Origin of the sequence: Flavobacterium cupriresistens (genome assembly GCF_020911925.1) — a bacterium.
Classification (GTDB): Bacteria; Bacteroidota; Bacteroidia; order Flavobacteriales; family Flavobacteriaceae; genus Flavobacterium; species Flavobacterium cupriresistens.
In genome coordinates this window covers 1,260,283-1,272,990 of the sequence record NZ_CP087134.1, presented here as the reverse complement: position 1 = coordinate 1,272,990, position 12,708 = coordinate 1,260,283, and the positions used below count along the sequence as shown (strand labels likewise).

At 35.8% G+C, this 12,708-nt stretch carries 10 protein-coding genes; 6 read left to right on the top strand and 4 right to left on the bottom strand.

Going from position 1 to position 12,708, the window contains the following annotated elements; translation table 11 throughout:
* Positions 1-59 precede the first annotated feature (59 nt).
* The 3 genes from LNP23_RS05635 (at position 60) to LNP23_RS05625 (ending at position 5,769) form a co-directional block, all read left to right on the top strand.
* Entirely contained in the window at positions 60-1,451 is a 1,392-nt protein-coding gene (locus tag LNP23_RS05635) for an NADH-quinone oxidoreductase subunit N (protein ID WP_047774903.1), read from the top strand.
* 164 nt (positions 1,452-1,615) lie between these two features.
* Entirely contained in the window at positions 1,616-2,389 is a 774-nt protein-coding gene (locus LNP23_RS05630) for a Bax inhibitor-1/YccA family protein (RefSeq protein WP_047774901.1), read from the top strand.
* 794 nt (positions 2,390-3,183) lie between these two features.
* Positions 3,184-5,769 (top strand): pectate lyase family protein, encoded by a 2,586-nt coding sequence (locus tag LNP23_RS05625; protein ID WP_230004241.1) that lies wholly within the window; start codon positions 3,184-3,186, stop codon positions 5,767-5,769.
* 383 nt (positions 5,770-6,152) lie between these two features.
* On the opposite strand, the gene amaB is transcribed toward LNP23_RS05625, so the two are convergent.
* Positions 6,153-7,706: an L-piperidine-6-carboxylate dehydrogenase gene (amaB, locus tag LNP23_RS05620; RefSeq protein ID WP_047774896.1), complete on the bottom strand. Its 1,554-nt coding sequence runs from the start codon at positions 7,704-7,706 to the stop codon at positions 6,153-6,155.
* Positions 7,707-7,889: 183 nt separating this feature from the next.
* Here amaB and LNP23_RS05615 point away from each other — a divergent pair, with 183 nt between their 5' ends.
* Together LNP23_RS05615 and LNP23_RS05610 are read left to right on the top strand one after the other, a co-directional pair.
* Positions 7,890-8,849 (top strand): MBL fold metallo-hydrolase, encoded by a 960-nt coding sequence (locus tag LNP23_RS05615; protein WP_230004240.1) that lies wholly within the window; start codon positions 7,890-7,892, stop codon positions 8,847-8,849.
* A 37-nt stretch (positions 8,850-8,886) separates the two neighbouring features.
* Entirely contained in the window at positions 8,887-9,177 is a 291-nt protein-coding gene (locus LNP23_RS05610) for a type II toxin-antitoxin system RelE/ParE family toxin (RefSeq protein ID WP_047774892.1), read from the top strand.
* Positions 9,178-9,179: 2 nt separating this feature from the next.
* On the opposite strand, the gene LNP23_RS05605 is transcribed toward LNP23_RS05610, so the two are convergent.
* From LNP23_RS05605 to LNP23_RS05595, 3 genes are all read right to left on the bottom strand, one after another.
* Complete coding sequence (locus LNP23_RS05605; protein WP_047774890.1) at positions 9,180-9,491, bottom strand: hypothetical protein; 312 nt, start codon at positions 9,489-9,491, stop codon at positions 9,180-9,182.
* Positions 9,492-9,595: 104 nt separating this feature from the next.
* Positions 9,596-10,135 carry a 3-hydroxyanthranilate 3,4-dioxygenase gene (locus LNP23_RS05600; protein WP_047774888.1) on the bottom strand — a complete coding sequence of 180 codons (540 nt, stop codon included), beginning with the start codon at positions 10,133-10,135 and terminating at the stop codon, positions 9,596-9,598.
* Between the two features lie 113 nt (positions 10,136-10,248).
* Positions 10,249-11,340: an endonuclease/exonuclease/phosphatase family protein gene (locus tag LNP23_RS05595; RefSeq protein WP_230004239.1), complete on the bottom strand. Its 1,092-nt coding sequence runs from the start codon at positions 11,338-11,340 to the stop codon at positions 10,249-10,251.
* Between the two features lie 237 nt (positions 11,341-11,577).
* Between LNP23_RS05595 and LNP23_RS05590 the strand changes: the two genes are divergently transcribed.
* On the top strand, positions 11,578-12,477 hold the full coding sequence (locus LNP23_RS05590; RefSeq protein WP_230004238.1) for a S66 peptidase family protein: 900 nt from the start codon (positions 11,578-11,580) through the stop codon (positions 12,475-12,477).
* The last annotated feature ends 231 nt before the right edge of the window (positions 12,478-12,708 follow it).

Genomic DNA, 12,708 nt, shown 5'->3' with positions numbered 1-12,708 from the left:
TAAATAAAAATAAATTAGGGTAGTATCAGCATTCGATATCCTAAATCAAAAAAGCAAAAATGAATACATTAATAGCAATTACAGGGTTGGGTATTTTCTGCCTATTATTTGAAATTCTTAATTTCAGAAAAGCCATTGTTCCATTTACCATTCTTGGACTTTTGGCTGTTTTGGCACTTAATTTTTCAGAATTCGGATCAACAGAAAGTTATTACAATAATATGATTACAGTGAGTAAATTCTCTACTTCGTTTTCATCATTGTTTATTGTTTTAACCATTTTCCTTGTCGCTTTAAGTCACAATTTTTACGAAAATCATCCAACAAAAATCTCTGATTTTATTGCTATAAAAATATTTTTATTGGCCGGTGGTGTAGCAATGGTTTCTTTTGGAAACTTAGCTATGTTCTTCCTTGGAATTGAAATCTTATCCATCGCTTTATACATCCTTGCTGCAAGCGAACGTTTGAATTTAAAAAGTAACGAAGCGGGAATGAAATACTTCTTAATGGGTTCATTCGCATCAGGAATTATTTTATTCGGAATCTGTTTGATTTACGGAGCAATGGGAAGTTTTGACGTTGCCGAAATACACGACAGCTCTTTATCTGCCGAATTACCAATCTGGTTCCCAATCGGAATGGTTTTGATGGTAATTGGAATGTTGTTTAAAATAGCAGCTGTACCTTTTCATTTCTGGGCTCCTGACGTTTACGAAGGTTCTCCGGCTTTAACAACCGCTTTAATGAGTACTTTGGCAAAGGTCATTGCTGTTGCTACTTTATACAAATTAATCAGCGCTTTAAACCTGATCCCATCACTTGACAATCAAGATCTTTTACCAACCTTTGAAACTATTGTAGTCGTTATATCAATGGCTTCTATGACTGTGGGTAATATCATGGCATTGCGTCAGGTAAATGTAAAACGTATGTTGGCTTTCTCTGGTATTTCGCATGCCGGATTTATGTTGATGACTTTATTAACGATTGCTACTTCTGCAGGCGTTTTATTATACTACACAGCAGCTTATGCTTTAGCAGGAATCGCTGCTTTCAGTGTTATTTTATACGTTTGTAAAAATCAGGATAATGAAGACATTACAAACTTCCACGGTTTAGGAAAAACAAATCCGTTATTGGCTGCTATCCTTACAGGTTCTTTATTATCAATGGCAGGGATTCCGATTTTCTCAGGATTTTTCGCTAAGCTATTTTTATTCAATCAAACTATTCAGTCAGGTCATATTGCTTTGGTAATTGTTGCCGTTATAAATTCAATTATCAGTGTTGGTTATTATTTCAAACTAATTTTAGCCATGTACTCAAAAGAACCAAATGAAGAGCGTACCGGAAAACCATTCCTTATTTATGCGGTTGCGATCGTTTCGATCACTTTAAACATCGTTTTAGGTTTATTCCCATCTTTAGTTTTAGATTTATTGAAATAAAAAAATCAGTCCAAATACAGACCAATCCATCAAGATTATTTTTTGATGGATTTTTTGTTTTAAGGCCACTTCTGCCACAGAAAAATTCATGTTAAAAATTTAACGGAAACAAGTTCTCCTCAAAAAAACTCCCTATATTTGAAGTCAATTAAATGCAATAAAACATGAACTTCAACTCAAATAATCCATTTTTAAGCAACAAGCGTTTTTCATCAAATGCTGTTTCAAAAGCTGAAGGAGTAAATCAGGCACAAATCATTGACTACAATCAGGATATGACTTTGTCAGGTACAATTAATAAGACAGCTATTTTATTTCTAATATTATGCGGAGCCGCTATGGTAACCTGGTGGATGGCTTTTAACGGAATGAACGCGATGTTACCTACTATTGGAGGTGCAATTGTTGCCCTTATTTTAGTAGTAGTTTCAGCATTCAAACCACAAGCCTCTCCTTATTTAGCCCCTGGTTATGCCCTTTTTGAAGGTCTTTTTATCGGAGGAATCTCTGCTATTTTTGAAGCAATGTATCCTGGAATTGTAATTAATGCTGTTGGTGCTACATTAGTCACCTTTTTAGTATGTCTGGGTTTATATAAATTTAAAATCGTCAAAGTAACAGAGCAATTTAAATCAGTAGTTATCGCTGCAACATTAGCCATTGCAACTTACTATTTAATTTCATGGGTGGTCTCTATGTTTACAAGCTTCACTCCTGTACACCAAGGAAATTCTATGATGAGCATCGGAATTAGTGTTTTTGTAATCATCATCGCTGCTTTAAATCTTTTCTTAGATTTTGACTTAATCGAAAAAGGAGTTGAGCAAAAAATGCCAAAATTTATGGAATGGTACGGCGCTATGGGATTAATGATCACATTGGTTTGGTTGTATGTTGAATTCTTAAGATTACTAACAAAAATGTCCAGTAAAAACTAATTTACTTACCTAACATATAAAAAGGCCTTTTTGAGTTTTCAAAAAGGCCTTTTTTTTGCTCCCTTCTCAATTTTATAAAATCCATTTGTACCGCATGTTTTCTTCTGTCTTTAAACCGATACCAGTACGAACATCCCACCCAAAACTATAAACCTGAGTTCGATTATTAAGTCCCAGATTTTTTAAATATTTTAGCTCTCTTGCAAGGACTTTTCAATTGGCATGCCTTCACAAGCGAGACATTTGTGACATCGATCATTTTAAGTCCGTTATCCACCCTCTTCTCCTTCAAAAACGAAAAATCACATTCGTAAAATTGAAAAAGACAGTCCTATATAACCTAAACGAAATCAATAGGCTAGCGATTGATCGGCATTTCATCACCTATTTCTTAGCCAAGATTTCATCAATTCGACTCAGATTATAGCTATTTAGTCCATTTCAGATTTACAATTAGTACGTTTTTTCTTATTTTTAAAAATACCTAGCTGTCTAGTAGAAATGACACAAAATCGTGCCGTTTTTTTCAAAAAGCATTTTCACTAAAGAATAAAAAAGTAGTAAAAATAATACTTCAGCGTACATTCAAACCAACATGTAATAAATTACAATTAATGCAATTTATTACATATTACTCATTTAAAACAGTAATTCTTTTAATTATTTTCTTTTTTTAAGCAAAATTATTTTGAATATCAAAATTTTATATATTTTTGTGTAATCGATTACAATTAAAATTCTAACCGATACTAGAAACCACATTTTACTATTTACTAACTATTAAATAAACCATTATGAAAAAAAACCTACTATTTCTGGCCGTCTTTTTTGCAACAATTCAGACTTGGGCTCAACAAGTTCAAATTATCGAATCATCCGGATGGCTCGAATCTGCTTTTGTAAAATGGCAACCTGTTAGCAATGCCCAAAGCTACAATGTCTACTACAGCGGTCAAGGAATCACCGATCAGAAAATCGACGATCAGCTTATTAGAAGTTATGGCAGTTATTTCCGTGCTGACGTTCCCGGACTTAAAGCAGGATCATACACCTTGAAAGTAAAACCTGTAATTTCCGGAGTTGAAGGAACTGGTAGTACAACAGCCAGTTTAACAGTACTTGCTCAAGACCGAAATGGATTTGCTTTCGACAGCGGAAGAGTTCCCGGAGGCTATAAAATTGATGGAACTCCAAAAGATAATGCTGTCATCGTTTATATCACACAGAACACAAAAAATACCGTTTCTATGAACATCACGGGAGCCAGTACCAATCCTTGTGTTGGGTTGCAAAATATATTGTACGCCATAAAAAAAGGACAAGATACACGTCCCTTTATCTTTCGACTGATCGGAAACATTACCGATATGACTGTAATGGAAGGAGGCGATGTGGTAATCGAAAACGCTAATAATGCCTCTAGTTATCTAACTTTTGAAGGTGTTGGAACAGATGCTGTTGCTAATGGATGGGGAGTTCGTCTAAAAGCGGCTTCGAACATTGAAGTCAACAATCTGGGCTTTATGAATTGCAACAGCACAGCCGGAGACAACGTTGGAATGCAGCAAGATAATGACCACATTTGGGTGCACAATTGTGACTTGTTTTACGGAAATGCGGGCAGCGATGCTGATCAGATAAAAGGCGATGGAGCTTTAGACAATAAAACATCAACCTATATTACGCTATCCTACAATCACTTTTGGGACAATGGAAAAGCAAGTTTATTAGGATTAAGCGAAGGAACCACAGCTGGTCTGTACATCACTTACCATCACAACTGGTTTGACCACTCTGATTCCCGTCATCCACGTGTTCGCTATTATTCAGCCCACATTTACAACAATTATTTTGATGGGGTTGCCAAGTATGGATCGGGCTCTACTTTAGGCTCTTCTTTATTTGTAGAAGGCAATTATTTCAGAAACAGTAAACATCCCATGTTAACTTCCCTTCAAGGTACCGATATTTGGGACGAAGCCAATCAGGTCAACAATGCCGGAACAATGGGAACGTTCTCTGGTGAAGCCGGGGGTTCTATTAAAGCATTCAACAATACTTTTGATGCGGATAATGCCACTAACAATATGCGTTTTGTTGCTTATGGCGATACAAATCCATTATACAATATTTCAGGAAAAATCAGTTCTACAACAGATTTTGATGCTTTTGTTGCGACAACAAGAGCACAAACAGTAAGCAGTAGCGTAGTTTCTAAGTCAGGCGGAAATACGTACAACAACTTTGATACTAATGCTGCTTTTTATGTGAAGAACCTGGCAATAGACCAACCAGCAACCGCAAGAACAAAAACGGTTCAGTACGCAGGTCGTATTTCCGGTGGAGATTTAAAATGGACATTCAACAATGCAACTGATGATACCTCTTCTCTAGTCATCACAGCATTAAAATCTGCTCTTACAAATTACACCGGTTCTTTAGTTGCTGTGCAGGGAGAAGGAACTCCACCAGCCGGATCACAAACACTAACCTCAACTGCAAATAACAATCAAACAGTAACAACTGGTGCAGCAATTGCATCAATTGTATTCACTTGGGGCGGAACTGCAACAGACGCCACTGTGACTGGTTTACCGGCTTCCGGAATTAGTTTTGTGAAAAACACCGCCGCAAAAACCATAACGATTACAGGAACTCCAACTGCGACACTATCCTACTCTATTGCAACAACGGGGACTTCAGGTTCTCCGGTAACGGGATCCGGAACAATTACGGTAAGTACGGGTGGAAGTACCGGAAATGAAATCCATAATTTTACAACCTCCGGAAAAACAAGTTCATTTTATACCATCATCGGAAACATGAATTCAACTTCCGGATCTGTAATTTATAATGGACTAACGCTAACAGGACGCTTAAAAATTGAATCCAGCACTTCAATAGCCTATACCACAACAAGTCCTTCTACTCTGACTTTAGTATTTGATTCGAATTTCACAGGAACAGTGAAGATAAACAATGTATCCTACACTGCAACTGCAGGAATCGTTACTACTACAATTCCAGCAGGGGCTATAACCATAAGCAAAGGATCAGTAGCTAATTTATATTATATCAGCACCACTTATAACGGTGGTACACTAAAAATGGTGAAAAACACTAAAACTTCTACTGAAGAACAGAACTTAAACATAGAGCACACAAAAGTAGTTTTATATCCAAACCCTGTATCCTCTACGTTGTACTTATCAAATGAAAACGTAGAAAAAGTTTTGATTTATAATATGGCAGGAGTTCTAATAAGCACCACCGGAAAAGAGACCGAAAGTATTGACATGAGCCATCTCGTGCCCGGAACTTATCTGGCCAAAATACATACGTCGACTGGTATATTTAATCAAACGATTCTAAAAAAATAAATACTAAACGTATATTTTTCAGAACAAACAAGAAGCTGTCTCACCATTGAGACGGCTTTTTTTTGACTGAAGAAAAACTCAAAATTATCTAACACAAAGTTTTAGTGAATCCGCTGCGTACTTAAACCATATGAGTACTATAAGATCATATAAGGATATCGCTTAAATATACCCTTTTGTAATATGATCAAGCGTATTACAAACCTTGAACATTTTTAAAAAACTTACTACAAACCAATAGCACACCTTAGCTTTACTATCACAAATAAAACATATCGGCAAAACCTGAAACTTGAAACCTGAAACAAAAGAAATAAAAGAAACAAAAAAACCGTCTCAACTTAACGAGACGGTTTTTCTAACACTATATGAGATAAATGATCTTACAAATCAAATTTTATTCCCTGAGCTAATGGAAGGCTCGTTGTATAATTGATTGTATTGGTTTGACGTCTCATGTAAATTTTCCAGGCATCAGATCCTGATTCACGTCCGCCTCCGGTTTCTTTTTCTCCACCAAAAGCACCTCCGATTTCAGCTCCTGAAGTTCCGATGTTTACATTGGCAATACCACAGTCAGAACCTACTACAGATAAAAATCTTTCGGCTTCACGTAAATTATTAGTCATAATGGCTGAGGACAATCCTTGAGCTACTCCGTTTTGAAGATCAATTGCATTGTCTACTTCTCCCGAGTATTTTACCAGATATAAAACCGGAGCAAATGTTTCGTGTTGTACTATTTCAAATGAATTTTGTGCCTCGGCAATAGCAGGTTTTACATAACAACCGCTTTCGTAACCTTCTCCCGAAAGTACACCACCTTCTACCAAAACAGTACCGCCTTCGGCAACTACTTTATTCAAAGCCTTTGCATACATTTCAACAGCATGTGTGTCGATTAGTGGACCAACGTGATTGTTTTCGTCAAGTGGATTCCCGATACGTAATTGTTTGTAAGCAGCAACTAACGCATCTCTAACTTTATCGTAAATACTTTCGTGAATAATCAATCTTCTGGTTGATGTACAACGTTGTCCTGCTGTACCAACTGCACCAAAAACGGCACCTATAACAGTCATCTTGATATCAGCATCCGGAGTTACAATAATTGCATTGTTTCCTCCTAATTCCAATAATGATTTTCCTAAACGTCCGGCAACGGTTTGTGCTACGATTTTTCCCATTCTGGTTGAACCTGTAGCAGAAATTAAAGGAATACGTGTATCAGAAGTTAGTAATTCTCCAATTTTATAATCACCGTTGATCAGGCATGAAATTCCTTCCGGTAAATTATTTTCTTTGATAACCTGTGCCATAATGTTTTGACAAGCGATACCACAAAGAGGTGTTTTTTCTGAAGGTTTCCAAACGCAAACATCACCGGAGATCCAAGCCAGAGCTGTATTCCATGCCCAAACGGCAACCGGAAAGTTAAAGGCTGAAATAATACCGACAACTCCTAACGAATGATATTGTTCGTACATACGGTGTCCCGGTCTTTCAGAATGCATAGTCAATCCGTGAAGCTGACGTGATAATCCCACTGCAAAATCACAGATGTCGATCATTTCCTGTACCTCCCCATAACCTTCTTGAAGTGATTTACCCATCTCATAAGAAACCAATTTACCAAGAGCTTCCTTATTCGCACGCAATTTTTCTCCAAACTGACGCACAATCTCGCCACGTTGTGGAGCCGGAATTAATTTAAAAGTCTTGAAGGCTGTTGTTGCAGCTTGCATTACTTTTTCGTAATCTGCAGGCGTTGACATTTTTACTGAAGCAATTAACTTTCCGTCCACCGGAGAATAACTTTCTAAAATCTCTCCTGATGAAAAGTTTTGTAAACCTGTCGATGTTCCTTCATTTATCGCTTTGATGCCCAATTTTTCCAGAGCTTCATTCATTCCAAATTGTGATGCTATTGTTGTCATTGTAACTTTTTTAGTTAAAATTGTTATATTTTTATGTAAAGATATTATTTCGAGTTGAATTTTTATTCAATTCAATTGTTAAAATGAAAGTAAATTTAGGGTTAATTACGATCAATAACAGAAATACAAAGCAATTTATTCCTTATAATTCATGAAATTTGCAACAATAAAATTATTCTACTTATGAGATTTCTTCATCCGCTTTATATTTTCCTCATTTTAATTTCTACCAGTGCATTTTCTCAGAAGGAGCAAAAACCTTCTTTTCAAATTGTGCCTTTAGGAGTAAAAGGTGGTATTGACGAAAAAAACCTTTCTGCCTATTTATTGGCGCCAGCAAGCACAAACGATTTTATCTGTCTGGATGCCGGAACGATAAATGCCGGAATTGAGAAGGCAATTGAAAAGAAAACGTTTAAAATTTCGACTAGCGAAGTATTGCGAAAATACATCAAAGGATATCTTATTTCTCATGCACATTTGGATCATGTCTCGGGTTTAATCATCAATTCACCTGCGGATTCCTCTAAAACGGTTTACGCAACAAAAAAATGCATGGAAATGATGGAAAATCATTATTTCAACGACCAGACCTGGGCAAATTTTGGGGATGAAGGTCCCGGATTTCCTTTAAAAAAATACCACTTTCAAACTTTATCAATTGGCGAGGAAACACCACTTACCAATACCTCAATGACGGTAAAAACTTTTCCGTTAAGTCATGTTAATCCTTTTGAAAGCACTGCCTTTTTAATCAAAAATGAAGACCACTATGCTTTATATTTAGGAGATACCGGACCGGATGCTGTCGAAAAAAGCAATAATTTACATGATTTATGGACAGCTATAGCGCCATTAGTCAAAAACAAACAACTAAAAGGTATTCTCATTGAAGTTTCTTTTCCGAATGAACAACCGGACCAATTTTTATTTGGACATCTGACCCCGAATCATTTGATGAAAGAACTTCATCTACTAGAAGAATTATCCGGAAAAGGTACCTTGAAAGGTTTTAAAATTATCATTACCCATTTAAAACCACCGACAAAGAATATTACTAAAATTAAAGAACAACTTAAAATTCAGAATGATTTAGGTCTTCAACTTATTTATCCGGAGCAAGGGAAAAAGATTATTTTGTAAGTTTATTTTTATAAATTAGCCAAATAAATTATTCTCAATGAAAATTATTTGGTCTGAAAAAGCAAAATACAGCTTTCATAGTATTCGAAATTATATTGAGATATGCTGGTCTCCTTTGATTGCAAAAAAATTCACCAATGATGTTTTGCGTGTAAACAACTTACTAGAAAAAAATCCTCACTTAGGAAAGTACAGAGCAGATTTAGAATGTCGCGAAATAGTAATTTCCAAACAAGTTACTTTGTATTATGAAATACAAGAAGGTTATATTCAATTAATTACCTTTTGGAATAATCGTCAACAGCCGATAGAAATTCTGGATTTGTAGGTTTAAATTAATTTTTTACTTCTCAATTCTTCCAACATTTCTTCATGTGTTATAAAGTTTCCATTCTTTAAATCACGCTTCCCTTGTTCTATGTCAGCTATTAATTCTAACCTAAAATTTTCCTCTGGCGAAAGAATCTTTGCTATCGATAACATTTCATCCGGGGTAAACGTCTGCGTTTTTAATTTTCGATAAAATGTTGGGCTAGGAATACCAATCTGTTCAATAACATAATTCTTTTTGAAGGGAGAATTATTCAATACATCTTCCAGATTAGCAACGATGCTTTTATATGTGATAATTTCTTGTATCATTTTTGATTGTTTAGTATCTCATTTTATAATGTAAATATACTCAAAAATAATACACTGTATCATAAACCCAACAGGTTTTTTAAACCTGTTAGGTTAAAGTAAATTTATTTTTTAGCTATAAATCTGGGATCGGACTCCATTACAGTCCCACATTTATCGCAGGTTCTTAATGATTCTGAATTATAAAAATGCTCAAAATGAGGCAGGAAATCTTTCTCTATATTATGCAATTCAAAATGTACTTCATACAATTTATGATTGCAGTTATCACAATGCCAAAGCAAACCGTCTGTATACCCTTTTCCGGCACGTTTGCGCTCGATCACCAGACCTATAGAACCTTCTGAACGAACAGGAGAATGCGGAATCTTTGCGGGATGCAGATACATATCACCGGCATTCAAAACCATTTCTTTGCGCTCGCCATCTTCCTGAATCACCACTTTTATACTGCCTTCCAGCTGGTAAAAAAGTTCTTCCGTTTCATTGTAATGATAATCTTTTCGGGCATTTGGCCCTGCAACAACCATAACGATATAATCACCGGAATCAACATAAAGATTTTTGTTTCCAACTGGTGGTTTCAATAATTGACGATTTTCTTCAATCCATTTTGTGAGGTTGAAAGGTTTTGCTATTGCCATTTTTTTGAGGTACTAAGTTTCTAAGATGCTAAGTTAGGGAAAAGTTTTCAGTTCGCGGTGCCGGTAGAGATGGACAGCAGTCCATCTCTACTGTCCATCTCTACTGTCCACCACTACCTCGAATTTATCTCTTTAATCAAATAAATATAAACCGGAAAATGATCACTAAAACCTACCTCTCTCAAGGAATGCCGCAATGGATATCCTTTATATTTTCCCGAGCTTTGAACGATATACGACCTTCTAAAAATACCTGCTTTCCAGAATTTAAAAGAGGAGAAATCAGGCCGTATCAAAGGTTCTGAAATTATAATCTGATCGAAAATATCCCAAGAGTCTCTGAAGGCAAGTGTGCCCATCCCTTTATTAAACATTTCTTCAAATGGGTTAAAGACTCCAAATTCAGGAACCTCCCCTTTTTTTGCCTTTGCACCCAAGGCAACTTTTATGCTTTTGTTGTATGGCCCATCGTTAAAATCCCCCATTGTTATAATCTTGGCATTTGGGTTTATTTGCTGTAGTGAATCGATAATTTTCCGATTAAGTCTTCCGGCTGCTTCCCTATATTTACCGGAAACTTCTTCTCCACCCCAACGGGATGGCCAATGATTGACAATAATACTTACTTCTTCCTGTTCTAAAAATCCTGTAACTAAAAGCTGGTCTCTTGTAAAAACACGATTGTTGCCGACTGTTGTGTTTATTTCTTCTTCTGACTCCTTATTCTCTTCTTTTTTCTCAGCAGTACTATCCCCATAGATATACAACGGAATACTGGAAAATGAAGTTGGTCTGAAATACTTCTTCTGAAACAATAAAGCAACATCGATTCCGCGTCTGTCCGGCGAATCAAAATGAATGATTCCGTAATCATACTGTTGTAATTTTGATTCCTTTATTAAATCCTCCAGAACTCCCCTGTTTTCAATTTCAGCCGCTCCTATTAAGGTTGGCGCATTTGTATTCTCCGGTGTTCCGATTTCAGATAAAACCCTCGCCAGATTTTTTAGCTTTTGGCGGTACTTTTCATTTGTCCAATTTTGAATTCCGTTTGGAGTCCACTCATCATCATTTCTTTCCAAATCATTTATCGTATCGAAAAGATTTTCCAAATTATAAAAAGCTACCGTATGGATCCTATACTTTTTAGATTGACCGAATAACGTAAGGATACAGAAAAAAAGAATCAAAAAAGATTTACCCATTATTATTTATATACTTTTTCAGAACTTCAAAACTACAAAATAAAATCATTATTTGTGAGTAATTTCTTGTATTTATGTTTTCTAAAATACTTATATTTGTCAATCGCATTAATACACCAAGCAAAGTAAACTATGAACTTAAAGAGCTTTCAATACACAAAGAGGCGTTTTGTTATTTGTAAAATCGTAATTCTTACTTTTGCTTTACAATCATTCACCTGTCAATCCCAACAAAACATGATCACACCACCTTATCTACAAAAAGGAGATACCATAGCTATTCTGGCAACTGCCCGAAAAAACATAGATGACAATCTTAAACCTACTATAGATTTATTACATAGTTGGGGTTTAGAGGCTGTAATAGGAAGTACCATTGGTCTTGATGTCAATCAATTGGCCGGAACTGATGAGCAACGTGCTGCCGATTTTCAAAAACAATTGGACAATCCTAACATTAAGGCAATCTGGTGCGTTCGTGGTGGATATGGAACTGTCAGAATGATTGATCTTTTAGATTTTACCAAATTCAAACAACACCCCAAATGGATTGTTGGTTTTAGCGACGTTACGGTCTTACACAATCATTTGAATACAATGGGATATAAATCGATTCACGGCGTGATGCCTGTAACTATTCCGCGTGCTACTCCTGATGCGATTAGTTCAATGAAATCAGCTTTGTTTGGTGAACCTCTTTCCTATACTGTTGCTCCTGATGTAATGAATCGTTTCGGAAAAGCAACAGGAGAATTAGTAGGCGGCAATCTCTCTATTCTATACAGTTTATTAGGTTCACAATCTGCTATAGACTGCAAAGACAAAATTTTGTTTATTGAAGACTTAGACGAATATCTTTATCATATCGATCGCATGATGATGAACCTAAGACGCAACGGTTGTATTGAAAACCTGAAAGGAATTATTGTTGGAGCCATGACCAAAATGAAAGACAATGAAGTTCCATGGGGGAAAAATGCCTTAGAAATAGTAGATGATGTTACTAAAAAATACAATATCCCGGTAATTTTTAATTTCCCGGCCGGTCATATTCGCGACAATAGGGCTTTGATTATGGGAAGTACCATAACAATTGATGTCAATGCGTCCGGAAGTACTGTTGTTTTTGACAAATAAGTTAGACAAACACGTATCGGTGTCAAACCAGCAAAGTTTAAACCATATAAGTGATGTAAGTTCATTTAACTAAACTTATATTTTCTCACCTTACTTACATGGTTTAAAAAACAAGAGATAGAATGATGTCAATGCGTCCGGAAGTACTGTGGTTTTTAACAAATAAGTTTCATAAACATAGCACTGTGTAAAACTAGCAAAGTTTAAAACATATAAGTAATGTAAGTGCAT

Excerpts from the sequence above, each read along its gene's own strand:
- LNP23_RS05635 (WP_047774903.1), top strand. The coding sequence starts at position 60 with ATGAATACATTAATAGCAATTACAGGGTTGGGTATTTTCTGCCTATTA.
- LNP23_RS05630 (WP_047774901.1), top strand. The coding sequence starts at position 1,616 with ATGAACTTCAACTCAAATAATCCATTTTTAAGCAACAAGCGTTTTTCA.
- LNP23_RS05625 (WP_230004241.1), top strand. The coding sequence starts at position 3,184 with ATGAAAAAAAACCTACTATTTCTGGCCGTCTTTTTTGCAACAATTCAG.
- amaB (WP_047774896.1), bottom strand. The coding sequence starts at position 7,706 with ATGACAACAATAGCATCACAATTTGGAATGAATGAAGCTCTGGAAAAA.
- LNP23_RS05615 (WP_230004240.1), top strand. The coding sequence starts at position 7,890 with ATGAGATTTCTTCATCCGCTTTATATTTTCCTCATTTTAATTTCTACC.
- LNP23_RS05610 (WP_047774892.1), top strand. The coding sequence starts at position 8,887 with ATGAAAATTATTTGGTCTGAAAAAGCAAAATACAGCTTTCATAGTATT.
- LNP23_RS05605 (WP_047774890.1), bottom strand. The coding sequence starts at position 9,491 with ATGATACAAGAAATTATCACATATAAAAGCATCGTTGCTAATCTGGAA.
- LNP23_RS05600 (WP_047774888.1), bottom strand. The coding sequence starts at position 10,135 with ATGGCAATAGCAAAACCTTTCAACCTCACAAAATGGATTGAAGAAAAT.
- LNP23_RS05595 (WP_230004239.1), bottom strand. The coding sequence starts at position 11,340 with ATGGGTAAATCTTTTTTGATTCTTTTTTTCTGTATCCTTACGTTATTC.
- LNP23_RS05590 (WP_230004238.1), top strand. The coding sequence starts at position 11,578 with ATGATCACACCACCTTATCTACAAAAAGGAGATACCATAGCTATTCTG.